This window comes from Saccharothrix deserti (assembly GCF_009769385.1).
In the GTDB taxonomy this organism is placed as follows: domain Bacteria; phylum Actinomycetota; class Actinomycetes; order Mycobacteriales; family Pseudonocardiaceae; genus Actinosynnema; species Actinosynnema deserti.
Map to the genome: position 1 here is coordinate 446,734 of NZ_ML775959.1, position 14,531 is coordinate 461,264.

Annotated in this window: 4 protein-coding genes and 1 pseudogene; 4 read left to right on the forward strand and 1 reads right to left on the reverse strand. The window is 72.4% G+C overall.

Going from position 1 to position 14,531, the window contains the following annotated elements:
* The first annotated feature begins 582 nt into the window (after nt 1-582).
* Nucleotides 583-789 (forward strand): hypothetical protein, encoded by a 207-nt coding sequence (locus FM051_RS01735; RefSeq protein ID WP_158839865.1) that lies wholly within the window; start codon nt 583-585, stop codon nt 787-789.
* A 79-nt stretch (nt 790-868) separates the two neighbouring features.
* Here the strand turns inward: FM051_RS01735 and FM051_RS01740 are convergent, their stop codons facing one another.
* Nucleotides 869-1,321: an SRPBCC family protein gene (locus tag FM051_RS01740; protein ID WP_158839867.1), complete on the reverse strand. Its 453-nt coding sequence runs from the start codon at nt 1,319-1,321 to the stop codon at nt 869-871.
* A gap of 219 nt (nt 1,322-1,540) precedes the next feature.
* Here FM051_RS01740 and FM051_RS01745 point away from each other — a divergent pair, with 219 nt between their 5' ends.
* From FM051_RS01745 to FM051_RS01755, 3 genes and pseudogenes are all read left to right on the forward strand, one after another.
* The gene (locus tag FM051_RS01745; protein WP_158839869.1) at nt 1,541-2,938 is read left to right on the forward strand and encodes an NAD(P)/FAD-dependent oxidoreductase; all 1,398 of its coding nucleotides are present in this window, start codon (nt 1,541-1,543) and stop codon (nt 2,936-2,938) included.
* A 20-nt stretch (nt 2,939-2,958) separates the two neighbouring features.
* Nucleotides 2,959-9,636, forward strand: a complete 6,678-nt coding sequence (locus FM051_RS01750) for a type I polyketide synthase (protein WP_202918624.1) — start codon at nt 2,959-2,961, stop codon at nt 9,634-9,636.
* Between the two features lie 30 nt (nt 9,637-9,666).
* A pseudogene (locus tag FM051_RS01755) lies at nt 9,667-14,526 on the forward strand (type I polyketide synthase); the annotation flags it as partial.
* Between the last annotated feature and the right edge of the window lie 5 nt (nt 14,527-14,531).

A 14,531-nucleotide genomic window follows, 5' to 3' on the forward strand; every position in this document is an offset into this window, starting at 1 on the left:
CTCAGCAGCTCGAATGGGCGAAGGAACCAACTCGGTTCACGAGGCATCAAAGCACATCAGGGCAAGCGCCATCAAGACGATAACCGGGTAAGTCCGTACGATTTCTCGCGCAACTCCGCAGTTCGCGGACCTGCTGCGAGAGTGGCCGGACAACGATGGATCAGCCGAACTGTCAACCATTCTCAGGTCGGATTGCGCCGATTGGTTCAACACCGACCTACGGGTTCCCGCCGGCACCGCCACGGCAGCCGGGTCACCGCCACCGCCACCGTCGACTCCGGATGTGGTCCCTCTGGGGGATGGGCCTTCGGAGCCTTGGACGTTGCCGCGCGGCGGTCGGCGTGCGCGGTGTGCTCGCCGTCGAGGGGACGACATGAATGGCTTGCGGATCGGCTGCCTTTTCACCGCTACCTGCTGAAGGTCGGCGTCGCAGCACGCATTCCGAGTGATGATCGCCGCGTGGCCCGCGACCGAACGGATAGGCGACGAGCGCCGGTTCCGGCGGGATCCATTCGAATACATCGAGAATCTTGTCGTCACGACCAGGCGGGTGTGATCCGGATTCCCCGGGGCGGCTGGTGCGTGAGTGATGCCGATCTGGCACGGGTGCTGCTGCGCGGCCCGGACTTCAACGACGGGAAGTCCGGCTTCTTCGGGGCACTGCTGCCGTCGCGGTCGGCCCAGGTCGACGTCGGCCGCGCGGTGCGGGACATCGTTCGAGCGCACGTGTCCGAGTACCGCGACCGGCCGGCCGTGGCCGTGGCCCGCCGACTCGGATCGGTTCGGTGAACCTCGGCCCGGTGGCACGGGCACCGGTGAAGGGCGGGGCGGCCGTGGCCGTCCCGCCCTTCGTGTCGTGGACCCCGGGTCAGTTGGACGTCAGCTTGGCGAGCGTCTCGACGCCGCGGATGACCGACGCCTTCAGGTGACCGGCGACGGCCTCGCCGACCTGTTCGGCGGCGAAGCCGCTCAGCTCGCAGCGGTGGGTGATGCTCGCGCCGTCCGCCTTCGGGGTGATCTCCAGGACCGTGCGCAGCGCGACCTGGTCGACGATGCCGGTGGCCTGCGCCGGCGCGTACGCCTCCAGCGTGAAGCCCTCGTTCTCCTTGACGTCCACCAGCTTGAACGGCACGGCGCCCGGGACGTGCCCGTGTTCGACGGCCTGCTCGATCTCACCGCGGGTGCCGCTCGCGAACGGTCCGTCGATCTTGATCGACACCACGTCGGGGTACCACTCGGCCCAGGTGCTCAGGTCGGTGTAGCGGGCCCACACCGCGGCCGGCGCGGCATCGGTGTCGGCGGTGTGCTCAAAGCTCCACATGGCAACAAACCTCTCCGGGCGATACTCCAGTCCGCCTGTCATTGAAGGCCCGCCGGCCGTCGGGTGGCTCCCCTATCGGCCGGGCCGACCCCCCTGAAGTGGCGACCACCGCCGGGAACCACCGTGTTTTAGGGGGACGCGCGGCGCTCTCGCGTACCTAATGTCCGAGTCGAGGCGTCATCAGGCGAGGCCACGCGTGTGCGCATTCGAGGAGTGCGAATGACGAAGGCAGTTGTGCTCGGGGGCGGTTTGGCCGGGATGCTCACCGCGGCGGCGTTGGCCGGCCGGGTGGACGAGGTGACGCTCGTCGAGCGCGATCAGCTGCCGGAATCGCCGCGACCGCGCAGGTGCCTGCCGCAGGGCCACCACAGCCACATCCTGCTGCGCGGCGGCGCGGAGACGTTCGACGTGCTGCTGCCCGGCGCCGTCGGGCGGTTGCACGAGGCCGGGGCGCGGGAACGGGTGCTGGCCCGCGGCGCGCTGGCCCGCGGCCCGGAGGGGTGGTTCGAGCGGCTGGACACCGGGGCGTCGATGGTGGTGTGCAGCAGGGACCTGATGGACCACGTCATCCGCGCGGACGTCCTGGCCGACGAGCGGGTCACGCTGCTGGAGGGCGCCACCGTGGCCGGACTGGTCGGCACGGCCACGCAGGTGACCGGTGTGCTGGTGGAACGCGACGGCGGTACCGGGACGATCGAGGCCGACCTGGTCGTGGACGCGTCGGGCCGGTGGTCCGACGCGCCGTCCTGGCTGGCCGGGCTGGGACTGCCGGAGGTGCGCGAGGACGTCGTGGACGCCGGCGTCACCTACGTGAGCCGTTGGTACGAGGCGCCGGAGGGCACCCGCGAGGACTTCCCCGGCGTGCTGGTGCAGATGGTGCCCAACACCGGGGAGCCCGGCAGGGGCGCCTCGCTGCTGCCCATGGAGGGCCGTCGGTGGCTGTTGAGCCTGTTCGGCAGCAGGGGCGGTGAGCCGCCGACCGACGAGGCGGGGTTCGTCGCCTTCGCCCGCGAACGCCACCACCCGATCATCGCGGACCTGATCGCGCAGGCCCGTCCCGACGGTCCGATCCGCGCCTACCGGGGTATGCCGGACCGGCGTCGCCGCTTCGAGAAGCTGCCGATGCCCGACGGTTTCGTCGTCATCGGGGACGCGGCCACCGCGCTCAACCCGATCCACGGCACCGGCATGTCGTTGGCCGCCAAGTACGCCGTCCTGCTGCGCGACCAGCTGGACCGCGGCGGGCTGCGGCCGGGGTTCGCGCGCCGCGTGCAGGCGGGCATCGCGAAGATCAGCGCCGGTGCGTGGCGGATGGCCGTCACCACCGATCAGGGTTTCCCGGACGTCCGCACGAACATCACGCTGCGCAGCAGCAGGATGCAGGAGCGGATGAACGTGCGCGTCGCCCGCACGGCGTGCCACGACGCCGAGGTGTCGAAGGCGTTGTTCCGCGTCGCGTCCCTGTCCGCGCCGGCGAGCTCGCTGATGTCGCCGTCGTTCCTGTGGCACGTGCTGCGCGGCCCGCGCAAGCCCGCGCTCACCGCCGAGCAGGCGATCGCGCAGTTCCCCGAGTTCGGTGACCTGGTCGCTCCCGCGCCGGCCACCGACGCCGCCTGAGAATCGAGGAGGTGCACTGCTTGAGCGGCGCGGATGTGGTTGTTTGGGTGCTGTCGGGCCGGAACGCTCGGGCGGTGCGGGCACAGGCGGAGAAGCTCGCGTCCTTTGTGGCCGAACGCCCCGAGCTGCGTCCGGCGGACGTCGGGCTGTCGCTGGTGCGCACGCGTGCCGCGTTGAGCCACCGCGCGGTCGTGCTCGGCGCGGACCGGTCGGAGTTGCTGGCGGGTTTGGCTCGGATCGCGGACTCGATGCCTGCGGGCGAGGGACGTCCGGTGTTCGTGTTCCCTGGCCAAGGGGCGCAGTGGCAGGGCATGGCAGTGGAGTTGCTGGGCTCGTCGCCGGTGTTCGCCGCGCGGATGGCGGAGTGCGCGGAGGCGTTGCGGCCGTTCGTGGACTGGGACCTGACCGACGCGCTGTCCGGCCCGCTGGACCGGGTGGACGTCGTGCAGCCGGTGTTGTGGGCGGTCATGGTGTCGTTGGCCGGGTTGTGGCGTGCGTATGGCGTGGAGCCCGCTGCGGTGGTGGGGCATTCGCAGGGGGAGATCGCGGCTGCTTGTGTGGCGGGGGCGTTGTCGTTGGAGGACGGCGCGCGGGTGGTTGCGTTGCGCAGTCGGGTCATCGCGACGGAACTCGCCGGGCGGGGCGGGATGATGTCTGTGCCGCTGCCCGCGTCCGAGCTGGCGGCGTGGCTGGACGTGGTCGAGCTGGCGGCTGTGAACGGTGCGCGGTCCAGCGTGGTCTGCGGTGAGAGCAAGGCGCTGGACGAGCTGTTCGCGGAGCTGACCTCCAGGGGTGTGCAGGCCAAGCGCATCCAGGTGGACTACGCCTCGCACTCGCGGTACGTCGAGGCGGTCCGCGAGCCGCTGGCCGACCTGCTCGCCGCCGTTCGGCCGCGGTCGGCCAAGGTCCCTTTTTACTCCACGGTGACCGGTGGGCTGTTGGACACCACCGCGCTGGACGCCGGGTACTGGTACCGCAACCTGCGGCAGACCGTGCGGTTCGACGAGGCCACCCGCGCCGTGCTGGGCGCGGGTGCCGACCTGTTCATCGAGGTCAGCCCTCATCCGGTGGTGCGGCTCGGGCTCCAGGAGACGATCGAGGCCGAGCGGTCGGTCGCGACGACCGTCGGCACGCTGCGGCGCGGCGAGGGCGGCCTCGCCCGGTTCACCGAGTCGTTGGGCGAGGCTTACGCGCGGGGCGCGTCGGTGGACTGGGAGCCGTTCTTCCCGGACGCGGAGTTGGTGGACCTGCCCACCTACGCGTTCCAGCGTCGTCGGTACTGGGTCGACGCCGCTCCGGCGGCCGACGCCGCCGGGTTGGGGCAGGCGTCTGCGGGGCACCCGTTGCTGGGTGCGGTCGTCGACCAGGCGGGCGCCGACGGGGCGCTGTTCACCAGCAGGTTGTCGCGGGGCACGCACCCGTGGCTGGCCGATCACGCGGCGCTGGGCGAGGTGCTGCTCCCCGCGACCGCGTTCGTGGAACTGGCGCTGCGGGCGGGGGACCACGTCGGCTGCCCGGTGGTCGAGGAGCTGACGCTCGCCGCGCCGTTGGTGCTGCCCGAGCGGGGCAGCGTGCAATTGCAGGTCACGGTCGGCGCTTTGGCGGAGTCGGGCGCCCGCCCGATCACGGTGCACTCCCGCGAGGACGGCCCGTGGACGCTGCACGCCGAGGGCGTGCTCGGCCCGCCCGCCGCCGCACCGGCCTTCGACCTCACCGCTTGGCCGCCGCGCGACGCCACGCCGATCGCGCTCGACGGCCTCTACGACCGCCTCGCTGTTCGGGGTTACGCCTACGGTCCGGTGTTCCAGGGTTTACGCGCTGCCTGGCGGCGGGGCGCCGAGCTGTTCGCGGAAGTGGCCCTGCCCGAGCAGGCGCACGGCGACGCGGAGCGGTTCCTGGCGCACCCGGCGTTGGTGGACGCGGCCATGCACGCGAGCCTGCTCGACGGTGACGGGACGGTGCTGCCGTTCGCTTGGACCGGTGTCGCGCTGCACGCCGCCGGGGCGAAGGGCCTGCGCGTGCGGCTGGGCCCGGACGGTGCCATCGAGGCGGCGGACCAGACCGGTCGACCGGTGCTGTCGGTGAGGTCCCTCGCGGCCCGGCCGGTGACGGAGATCAGGCGGCCCGGCCCGACGCCGATGCGGATCGACCTGGTGCCGGTGGCCGTTCCGGAGATGTCCGAGGACATGCCGGTCTACACGTGCCAGAGTGGCTCGGGCGACGTGCTCGCGGACCTGCGAACCCTGCTCCACGACGCTTTGCGGGCGGTCCAGCAGGCCGATCGGCTCGCCGTGGTGACGCCGCCGGGCGACCTCGCAGCAGCGGCCGTGCGCGGCCTGGTGCGCGCCGCTCAGCGCGAACACCCCGACCGGCTCGTGCTGGTCGATTCGGACGGCACCGCCGCCTCGGCCGAGGTGCTGCCCCGAGCGTTGGGGTCCGGTGAACCCGAGATCGTGCTGCGGGAGGGGCGTGTGTTCGCTCCTCGGTTGGTGGTCGGGTCTGGGCCGGGGGAGCCGTTGCCGCCGGGCGACACCGTGCTGATCACGGGCGGCACGGGTGGGTTGGGTGCGGTGGTGGCGCGGCACCTGGCCGCTGAGCACGGTGTGCGGCGTCTCGTGTTGACCAGCCGTCGCGGTCCGGAGGCTCCTGGTTGGTCGGAGTTGCGCGACGAGCTGGCTGCGTTGGGGGCTGAGGCGACCGCTGTCGTCTGCGACGTGTCCGACCGTGGTCAGCTGGCCGATGTGCTTGCGGCGCACCGGTTCACCGGTGTCGTGCACGCCGCCGGGGTGCTGGACGACGGGGTGGTCGACTCGCTCACGTCGGAGCGGATCGACACCGTGCTGGGTCCCAAGGCCGACGCGGCTTGGCACCTGCACGAACTCACCGCGGACGCCGATCTCGGCATGTTCGTGCTGTTCTCGTCCGCCGCCGGGATGCTCGGCTCGGCAGGACAGGCCAACTACGCGGCGGCCAACGCCTTCCTGGACGCACTGGCCGAGCACCGGCGGGCGGCCGGCCTGCCCGGCATCGCCATGGCCTGGGGCATGTGGGCGGAGGACACCGGCATGACCGCCCACCTCGCCGAGGCCGACCGGCGTCAGGTGGGTTTCCCGGCGCTGTCCCGCGCTGAGGGCCTCGATCTGTTCGACGCGGCGCTGACCGCCGACCAGGCCGTCAGCGTCCTGCTGCGCCTGGACCTGCCCGCGTTGCGTGCCGGCTCCGGGGCCGTGCCGCCCGCATTGCGGACGCTTGTTCCGCCCAGGATCAGAACGGCCTCGGATGCCGAGCTGTCCTTTGCGGACAGCCTGGTCCGACTTCCCGTTGACGAGCGGCAGGCGGCGTTGCTCGACCTCGTGCGCGGTCGGGTGGCGGACGTGTTGGGCCACGCCGAGGACGCGGACGCCGTCTCGGCGGACCGGGCCTTCAAGGAGTTGGGTTTCGACTCCCTGACGGCCGTGGAGCTGCGCAACCGGCTCAACAGCGCGACCGGCCTCCGGCTGCCGGCGACTCTCGTCTTCGACCACCCGAACGTCCGCGCGGTCGCCCGGCACATCGACTCACTGCTCTCCGGCACCGACCAGGCGGTGCACGTCCGGTCGGTCGCGGGGGCCGACGAGCCGATCGCGATCGTCGCCATGGCGTGCCGGTTCCCCGGCGGGGTGGCGTCGCCGGAGGACCTGTGGCGGATCGTCGAGCAGGGCGTGGACACCGTCGACGGCTTCCCGACCGATCGCGGCTGGCCCGACGACCTCTACGACCCGCGGCCCGCGACCCCCGGCCGCACCTACACCCGGCACGGCGGCTTCCTGTACGACGCGGCGGCGTTCGACGCCGACTTCTTCGGCATCAGCCCGCGTGAGGCGTTGGGGATGGATCCGCAGCAGCGGTTGTTGTTGGAGACATCGTGGGAGGTTTTCGAGCGGGCCGGTATCGACCCGGACACGCTCAAGGGCAGCCCGACCGGCGTGTTCGTCGGGGCGATGTACCACGACTACGCGTTCAGCACGGCGACCGGTTCGATCCTGTCCGGCCGGCTCGCCTACCAGTACGGCCTGGAAGGTCCGGCGGCCACAGTGGACACCGCGTGTTCGTCGTCGCTGGTGGCGATGCACTTGGCGGTGCAATCGCTGCGCAGCGGCGAGTCGGAGCTGGCGCTGGCCGGCGGTGTCACGGTGATGGCGACGCCCGAGGTGCTGGTCGAGTTCGGCACCCAGCGCGGCCTGGCACCGGACGGCAGGTGCAAGTCGTTCGCCGCGACGGCCGACGGCACGGGCTTCGGTGAGGGTGTTGGTTTGTTGTTGTTGGAGCGGTTGTCGGATGCGCGGCGTTGTGGGCATCCGGTGTTGGCGGTGGTTCGTGGTTCGGCGGTGAATCAGGATGGTGCGTCGAATGGTTTGACGGCGCCGAATGGTCCGTCGCAGCAGCGGGTGATCGGTCTGGCGTTGGCCAATGCCCGGTTGTCGGCGGATGAGGTCGATGTGGTGGAGGCCCACGGGACCGGTACGACGTTGGGTGATCCGATTGAGGCGCAGGCGTTGTTGGCGACTTATGGTCGGGATCGTGATCGTCCGGTGTGGTTGGGGTCGGTGAAGTCGAACATCGGTCATACGCAGGCTGCTGCGGGTGTGGCGGGTGTGATCAAGATGGTGCAGGCGATGCGGCATGGTGTGCTGCCTCGTACGTTGCACGTGGACGAGCCGTCGTCGGAGGTGGATTGGTCGGCGGGTGCGGTGCGGTTGTTGACGGAGTCTCTGCCGTGGCCGGAGGTGGACAGGGCGCGGAGGGCGGCGGTGTCGTCGTTCGGGATCAGCGGCACCAACGCCCACCTGATCCTGGAGGCCGTCGAGCAGCCCGCGCCCGTGGAACGGACCCCGCGTGACGTCGTGCTGCCCTTCCTCCTGTCGGCCCGCACCGTCGAGGCGTTGCGCGCCCAGGCGGCGCGGATCGACACCGGTGAGAACCTGATCGACCTGGCCTACTCCCTGGCCACGACCCGCACCGCGCTGGACGAGCGCGCGGCGGTGATCGCCGGGGACGCAGAGGAACTGGCGAAGGCCCTGGCCGGTCTCGCGAGCGGCGACGTGGACCCCGATGTGCCGAGGGGCCACGCCCGACCGGGTGCGACCGCCTTCCTGTTCCCCGGCCAGGGGTGCCAGCGGATCGGCATGGGCCGCGAGCTGCACGGGAGGTTCCCGGTGTTCGCGCAGGCGTTCGACGCCGCCGTGTCCGAACTCGACAAGCACCTGGACCGGCCCTTGCGCGACGTCGTCTGGGGCGACGACCAGCAGCCCCTCGACCGGACCGGCTACACGCAGCCCGCGCTGTTCGCCCTGGGCGTCGCGCTGTACCGGCTGGTCGAGTCCTGGGGAATGCGCCCGGATCACCTCGCCGGGCACTCCATCGGTGAACTCGCCGCCGCACATGTCGCGGGCGTGCTCTCCCTGACCGACGCGTCGAAGCTGGTGGCGGCACGCGGCAGACTGATGCAGGCGTTGCCGGAGGGCGGTGCGATGGTCGCCGTGCGCGCGACCGAGGACGAGGTCCTGCCGCTGCTGTCCGACGGGGTCGGCATCGCCGCGATCAACGGCCCCGACTCGGTGGTGCTGTCCGGTGTCGAGGACGCCGTCCTCGCGCTGGTCGACCGGTTGGGCCGCAAGTCCACCCGGCTCAAGGTGAGTCACGCGTTCCACTCGCCGCTGGTGGAGCCGATGCTCGCGGAGTTCGGCGCGATCGCCGCGTCGCTGACCTACCACGCCCCGGAGATCCCGGTGGTGTCCAACGTGACCGGGGGACCGGCCGACCTGACCGATCCCGGCTACTGGGTGCGCCACGTCCGGGAGGCCGTGCGGTTCCGCGACGGCCTCGACCACCTCGCCGGACGCGGTGTCCGCACGTTCGTCGAACTCGGCCCGGACGCCGTGCTGTCCGCGTTGGGCGAGCAGTGCGTGGAGGCGGACTTCATCCCCGTCCTGCACCGGACCGGCGGCGAGGAACGTGCCGTCGTGACGGCGGTCGCCACGGCCCACGTGCGCGGCGTGACCGTGGACTGGGAGGCGTTCTACGACGGGTTGGAGCCCCGCGTGGTCCCGCTGCCGACCTACGCCTTCCAGCGCGGCACGTACTGGCTCGTCTCCACCGGCGCCACCGGTCCCGCCACGTCGCTGGTGTCGGCTCCCGCCCAGGTGGACACCGGGCTCCTCGCCCGGCTGGCCGAGCTGCCGCCGGACGAACGCGACCGGGAGGTGCTGGAGCTGGTGCGCACGCACGTCGCCGTCGTGCTGGGGCACGCCTCGGCCGAAGCGGTCGACCCGGACCGGCCGTTCCTGGAACTGGGCTTCGACTCGCCGGGCGCGGTCGAGCTGCGCGGGCGGCTCACCACCGCCACCGGTCTCGACCTGCCCGCGACGCTGGTGTTCGACCACCCGACGACGCGGGACGTGGCCGCCAGGCTGACCGCGGAGCTGGCACCGCGCGAGGACGACCCGACGAACGCGGTGCTGGTCGAGGTGGACCGGTTGGACGCCACGATCGCCCGACTGCCCGTCCTCACCGACAAGGTGACCACCCGGCTGGAGGCCCTGCTGCGCAAGCTGCGCGACACCGGCGCCGTCCCGGCGGACGACAGCGCGGACGACAGCTACGAGACGGCCAGCGACGAGGAACTGTTCGAGGTCCTGGACAACCTCGAGATTGGGTGATGCGGGATGAGCAACGACGGCAAGCTGCGCGACTACCTCCGGCGTGCCACCGCCGACTTGCAGCAGACGCGCCGCCGGCTGCGCGAGGTGGAGGCCCGCGACCACGAGCCGATCGCGATCGTGGCGATGGCCTGCCGTTACCCCGGTGGCGTCGACTCGCCGGAGGCGCTGTGGGACCTGGTCGCCTCGGGCGGTGACGCGATCACCCCGTTCCCGGTCAACCGCGGGTGGAGCACCGAGGAGCTGTACGACCACCGGCCCGCCACCCCCGGCAAGACGTACTCGACGTTGGGCGGGTTCCTGCACGACGCGGGGGAGTTCGACGCGGACTTCTTCCGGATCAGCCCCCGTGAGGCGCGGGAGAGCGATCCCCAGCAACGGCTGCTGCTGGAGCTGGCGTGGGAGGTCGTGGAACGCGCCGGCATCGACCCGACGTCGCTGAAGGGCAGCCGGACGGGCGTGTTCGCCGGTGTGGCCTACCACGACTACAACGCGCCGGGCGCGCACAACCTGGCCAGCGTCGTGTCCGGCCGGATCGCCTACGTGCTGGGGCTGGAAGGCCCGGCGATCACCGTGGACACCGCGTGCTCGTCGTCGCTGGTGGCCCTGCACCTCGCCGTGCAGGCGCTGCGGTCCGGCGAGTGCGAGCTGGCGCTGGCGGGCGGTGTGACCGTGATGGCGACCCCGGACTCGTTCGTGGGTTTCAGCCAGGAACGCGGGCTCGCGCCGGACGGCCGGTGCAAGTCCTTCGCCGCGACGGCCGACGGCACTGGGTGGGGCGAGGGCGCGGGTCTCCTGCTGGTCGAGCGGTTGTCCGACGCCCAGCGGCTCGGGCACCCGGTGCTGGCCGTCGTCCGGGGCAGCGGGGTGAACCAGGACGGCGCGAGCAACGGGTTGTCCGCCCCGAACGGCCCGGCGCAGCAGCGGGTGATCGAGCAGGCGCTGGCCAACGCCCAGTTGACCGCGTCCGAGGTGGACGCCGTCGACGGGCACGGCACCGGCACGGTCCTCGGTGACCCGATCGAGCTCCAGGCGCTCATCGCGACCTACGGCCAGGGACGGGAGCACCCGCTGTGGCTCGGCTCGCTGAAGTCGAACATCGGCCACACGCAGGCCGCCGCCGGCGTCGGCGGCGTGATCAAGATGGTGCTGGCCCTCCAGCACGGCGAACTGCCCCGCACCCTGCACGTGGACGAGCCGACCCCGCAGGTGGACTGGTCGGCGGGCGGCGTCCGACTGCTCACCGAGGCACGGCCCTGGCCCGAGGTCGACCGGCCGCGGCGGGCGGGCGTCTCGTCGTTCGGGCTCAGCGGCACCAACGCGCACGTGATCATCGAGGAGGCGGGTCCACCGGTCGAGCCGGACGTCAGCGTGGCCGAGATGGTCACCCTGGTGGCCTCCGGCCGGGGCGGCGACCTGCTGCGTGCCAAAGCACACGAGCTGTGGTCCAAAGTGGAGTCCGCTGCCGCGTCGGTGCTGCCACCGGACCTGCGGTGGCCGGATCCGGGCGCCGGTGGCCGTCCGGTGCCCGTGCTCGTGTCCGCCCGCACCGAGGACGCGTTGCGCGCGCAGGGACGGCGACTGCTGGAGCACGTGCGGCGGCACGGCGAGCACCGCGTGCACGACCTGGCGTTCTCGCTGGCGACCAGCCGGGCGGGGCTGGAGCACCGGGCCGCGATTGTGGCGAGTGACCACGACGAGCTGGTCCGCGGGCTGACCGCGTTGGCCGAGAACCGCACCGAGGCCGGGTTGACGCTCGGCGTGGTGCCCACCGAGGGGCGCACCGCCTTCGTGTTCACCGGTCAGGGCACGCAGCGGATCGGGATGGGCCGCCAGCTCCACGACCGGTTCCCGGTGTTCGCGGAGGCGTTCGACGCGGTCGTCGCGGAACTGGACGTGCACCTGGACCGGCCGCTGCGCGACGTGGTGTGGGGCGAGGACCCGGAGACGCTGGACCGCACCGGGTACGCGCAGCCCGCGCTGTTCGCCTTCGAGGTCGCGCTGTACCGGCTGCTGGAGTCCTGGGGCATCCGACCCGACTACCTGATGGGGCACTCGATCGGTGAGCTGTCGGCCGCGCACGTGGCCGGGGTGCTGTCGCTGACGGACGCGGCGACGCTCGTGGCGTGGCGCGGCCTGCTCATGCAGGAGTTGCCGGACAGCGGGGCGATGGTCGCGGTGCAGGCGAGCGAGGAGGAGGTCCGGCCGCTGCTGGACGGGCACGCCGACATCGCGGCGGTCAACGGGCCGCAGTCGGTCGTGGTGTCCGGTGAGCTCGACGTCGTCCTGGCGCTGGCCGACCACTTCGCCGCACTCGGCCGCAAGACCAAGCGGCTGAAGACGTCGCACGCGTTCCACTCGCCGTTGATGGAGCCGGTGCTCGCGCGGTTCGGGGCGATCGCGGCGGGGCTGACCTATCACGCGCCGGACATCGCGGTCGTGTCGAACGTGACCGGCGAACTGGCGGCGGCCGGTGACCTGACCTCGCCGGAGTACTGGCGGCGGCACGTCCGGCAGGCCGTGCGGTTCGGGTCCGGGGTGCGGTGGCTGGAAGGCCGGGGTGTGACGACGTTCGTCGAGATCGGCCCGGACGCCGCGCTGTCGGCCCTCGGACCGGACTGCCTGACCGGCGACCGGGACGTGGCGTTCGTCCCGGTGGCCCGGCGTGGGCGCGGCGAGGAGCGGGAGTTGGCCACCGCGGTCGCGCGGGTGGCGACTCGGGGTGTGTCGGTGGACTGGCGCGCGTTCCACGACACCACTGACGCGCGTCGGGTCGACCTGCCGACCTACCCGTTCCAGCGCCGGTGGTACTGGTGGGAGGAGCCGACCAGGGTGGACGGGGATGGCGCCGACGCGGCGTTCTGGGACGCGGTGGAACGGCTGGACCTGTCGGGGCTGGGCGGGGAGGTGGACGCCCGTGCGCTGGAACAGGTCGTGCCCGCGATCTCCGCGTGGCGGCGTCGGTTCCGGGAGCAGTCCATTGTGGATGGGTGGCGGTACCGGGTTTCCTGGGAACCGTTGGACGACCCGGTGCCCGCGAGGCTTGCAGGTGCGTGGCTGGTGGCCGTGCCCGACGGGTACGCGGACGACCCGCGGGTGACGGCGACGATCGCCGGGCTGGTCGCGCACGGTGCGGAGGTGGTGCGCGTCGACGTCGGCGACCGATCGGGGCTGGAGGCTCGGCTTGCCGCCGAACGCGATGCCCGTGGCGACATCGCGGGCGTGCTGTCCCTCCTTGCGTGGAACGACCGGGACCATCCGTTGCACCCGGAGCTGTCCTGGGGCACTGCCGCGACCGTGACGCTCATGCAGGTGTTGGCGGCGTCCGGGCTGCAGACCCGCTTGTGGTGCGTCACGGCGGGGGCCGTTGGAACCGCCCGTGCCGAGGTCACCGAACCTGGCCAGGCGTGCGTGTGGGGACTCGGCATCAGTGCGGGCCTGGACCGGCCGGACGCCTGGGGAGGTCTGGTCGACCTGCCCCGGTCCGTGGACGAGGAGGCCGTGCGCAGGTTGTGCGCGGTGCTGTCCGGGACCGAGGACCAGGTGGCCGTCCGGCCGAACGGGATGTTCGCCCGGCGGCTCGTCCGGGCGTCCTCCCCGGAGAAGGCGGGCTGGCAGCCGCGCGGGACCGTGCTGATCACGGGCGGCACCGGGGCGTTGGGGGTGCACGTGGCACGGGTGCTGGCCGAACACGGCGCCGAGCACCTGGTGCTCACCAGTCGGCGCGGCGCGGCTTCCCCCGGCGCGGAAGAGCTGGCCGCCGAGCTGACCGCGCGCGGCACCCGGGTCACCCTCGCCGCCTGCGACGTCACCGACCGGGAGGCGGTGCGCCAGGTGCTCGCGGACGTGCCGGGGTTGACCGCCGTCGTGCACGCAGCCGGCGTCATGCAGCGGATCGTGCCGTTGACGGACCTCGACCTCGACGAGGTGGCGGAGGTGGTGCGCGCCAAGACCACCGGAGCGGCCAACCTGGACGAACTGCTCGGCGACCGTCCCCTGGACGCGTTCGTGCTGTTCTCGTCGGGCGCGTCGGTGTGGGGCAGCATGGGCCAGGCGGCCTACTCGGCGGCGAACGCCTACCTCGACGCGCTGGCCCACCGCCGCCGTGCCCGCGGCCTGACCGCCACCGCGATCGCCTGGGGCTCTTGGGACGCCGGCATGGTCGGTGACGACCTGGGCCGGGAGATGCGGCGGATCGGCGTGACCCCGATGGACCCCCGGCTCGCCGCCGGGGTGGTGCTGCAGGCGGCCGACGACCTCGTGGTGGCCGACATCGACTGGGCCCGGTTCACCCCGATCTACGCGCTGGCCCGGCCGAGGCCGCTGCTGGGCTCGTTGCCCGAGGCACGGGCGGCGCTCGACGACGAGCCCGGCGGCGGCAGCCGACTGCTCGACCAACTGGCCGGGATGCCGACCGCCGGGCAGCAGCGCGCCTTGCTGGAGCTGGTGCGCACGGAGGTGGCCGCGCTGCTCGGGTACGCCGACCCGACCGAGCTGGAGGCCGCCAGGACGTTCACCGACCTCGGTTTCGACTCCGTGGCGGCGACCGACCTGCGCGGCAGGCTGACCCGCGCGACCGGTCGGAAACTGCCCGCCACCATGGTGTTCGACCACGTGACGCCGACCGCGCTCGCCGGGTTCCTGCACCGGGAGCTGTTCGGGGGAGGACAACCGGCCGAGGCGGCGGTGCTGGTGGAACTGGACCGGCTGGAGGAGGCGCTGACCGCGCTGCCACCGGAGGAGATCCAGCGCAACCGGGTCACCGCACGCCTGCGGGCGATCGCGGACCGGTTGGGCACGACCTCGGACACGCCGGACCCGGCGATCGGCGCGGACGCGACCGCCGACGACCTCTTCGACTTCATCGACCGCGAACTCGGCATGGCCTGAAAGGC